Annotated in this window: 2 protein-coding genes; both read left to right on the plus strand. The window is 70.5% G+C overall.

The features are described 5' to 3' along the window. A partial coding sequence (locus I5I_RS08595) for a transketolase-like TK C-terminal-containing protein (RefSeq protein WP_036318378.1) occupies window positions 1–882 on the plus strand: 882 nt, incomplete at its 5' end. Window positions 883–890: 8 nt separating this feature from the next. Further along, on the plus strand, window positions 891–2,114 hold the full coding sequence (locus I5I_RS08600; protein WP_036318379.1) for a PucR family transcriptional regulator: 1,224 nt from the start codon (window positions 891–893) through the stop codon (window positions 2,112–2,114). Window positions 2,115–2,183 lie beyond the last annotated feature (69 nt).

Raw genomic sequence — 2,183 nt, forward strand, 5'->3', positions numbered from 1 at the left:
GGCTTCCAGCGCACCGGCGACGCGCAGTGGGCCGCCGCCGACCAGATGGCGCGTGGTTTCATCATGGGTGCCACCGCGGGCCGCACGACGCTGACCGGTGAGGGACTCCAGCACGCCGACGGCCACTCCCACCTGCTGGCCTCGACGAACCCGGCCACCGTGTCCTACGACCCCGCGTACGGGTACGAGATCGCCCACATCGTCCGCTCCGGCCTGGAGCGGATGTACGGCGGCAACCACCCCGATCCGAACGTCATGTACTACATCACGCTCTACAACGAGCCGCTGGTGCAGCCCGCCGAGCCCGAGGGCGTCGACGTCGAGGGCATCGTCCGCGGCATCCACCGCATCTCGGAGGGGGCCGGTGACGGACATCGCGTGCAGCTGCTCGCGTCCGGTGTGGGTGTGCCGTGGGTGCTCGAGGCCCAGCAGCTGCTGCGCGAGGACTGGGGTGTGGCCGCCGATGTGTGGTCGGTCACGAGCTGGACGGAGTTGCGCCGCGACGGACTTGCCGCCGACGAGCACAACTTCCTGAACCCGCTGGCCGAGCCGCGCACCGCGTACCTCACCGAGAAGCTTCGCGACACCGCGGGCCCCGTCCTGGGCGTCAGCGACTACATGCACGCGGTGCAGGACCAGATCCGCGAGTGGGTTCCCCGTCGCTACGTCACCCTCGGTGCGGACGGCTTCGGCTTCTCCGACACCCGGGCCGCGGCGCGTCGGTTCTTCAAGATCGACGGACCGTCCATCGTCGTCCGTGCCCTGCAGGCGCTGGCCGACGAAGGGCTCGTCGACCGGTCGCTGTCGGCACAGGCGATCGAGAAGTACCGCCTGCACGATGTGACCGCCGGAACGAGCGGAAACGCCGGCGGCGAAAGCTGATCGATTCGATGCCCGCCCGCCCCACCCCTCAGGAGAAGGCGGAGACACTCGCGTGGCTCCGCCGGGTCTCCGGAGACCTGGCCACGGCGACCATCAAGCGGCTCGAAGAGTCGCTGCCCTGGTACGCCGACATGCCTCCGGCCCGTCGCTCGGCGGTGGGCCTGGTGGCGCAGGCGGGCATCGCGTCGTTCATCCAGTGGTACGAGGATCCCGGCTCGACGCCGTGGATCGCTGCCGACATCTTCGCCGCTGCTCCCCGTGAGCTGCTGCGCAGCGTCAGCCTGACACAGACTCTCCAGCTGATCCGCGTCACCGTCGCCGTCACGGAGGAACGCGTCGCGGGAAAGGCGGAGGATCTCCGCGAGAGCATCCTGCTGTTCTCCCGCGAGGTCGCCTTCGCCTCCGCGGACGTGTACGCGCGGGCGGCGGAGGCGCGCGGGCTGTGGGATGCGCGCCTGGAAGCGCTGGTCGTCGACTCCATCCTCACCGGCGAAGCAGACGAGGAGCTGCCCAGCCGCATCGCCGCCCTCGGCTGGCACGGCCACGGCGAGGTCGCGGTTCTCGTCGGCACCACTCCGCCGCAACTGGACGTCGATCATCTGCGCCGAGTGGCACGCAAGCTGGGTGTCGATGTCCTCATCGGCGTGCAGGGATCTCGTCTCGTGCTCGTGATCGGCCGCGCCGTGCTGCCCGGGCGTGAGCCCGTCGCCGAAGAGCTGCCGTTCACGGAGATCGCCCTCCGTCTGGAGCCGGGCTTCGGGCCGGGGCATCTCGTGCTGGGGCCGACGGTGCCCGCACTCGTGGATGCCGGGCTCAGCGCCCGTGCCGCGTTGGCGGGCTTCGCCGTCGCCGGTGCCTGGCGCCACGCGCCGCGCCCCGTCGAAGCCGACGACCTGCTGCCCGAGCGTGCCCTCGCCGGCGACGCCATGGCGAAGGCGACGCTCGTCGAGCGGATCTACCGTCCTCTGCAGGCGCACTCGGCCGATCTGGTCGCGACCCTGTGGAGCTATCTCGACAATGGCCGCTCCCTCGAGGCGACCGCCCGCGAGCTGTTCGTCCATCCCAACACCGTGCGCTACCGACTCAAGCGGGTCTCCGATGTCATCGGCTGGGATGCGACCGGCCCGCGTGAGGCCCTCATCCTGCAGACGGCGCTCATCATCGGATCGATCGGCACGGAGGCGACGCGACGGCGCGGAAGCGCAGCGCGACGGTCCGCGCGCGCGGACTGAGCCTCGTGCCGTTGTCGCTCTGACACAAAGCATCTCGCTTTTGTTGTGACGTCGTCGCCAGCGCGGCGG

This window comes from Microbacterium sp. B24 (assembly GCF_000333415.1).
Classification (GTDB): Bacteria; Actinomycetota; Actinomycetes; order Actinomycetales; family Microbacteriaceae; genus Microbacterium.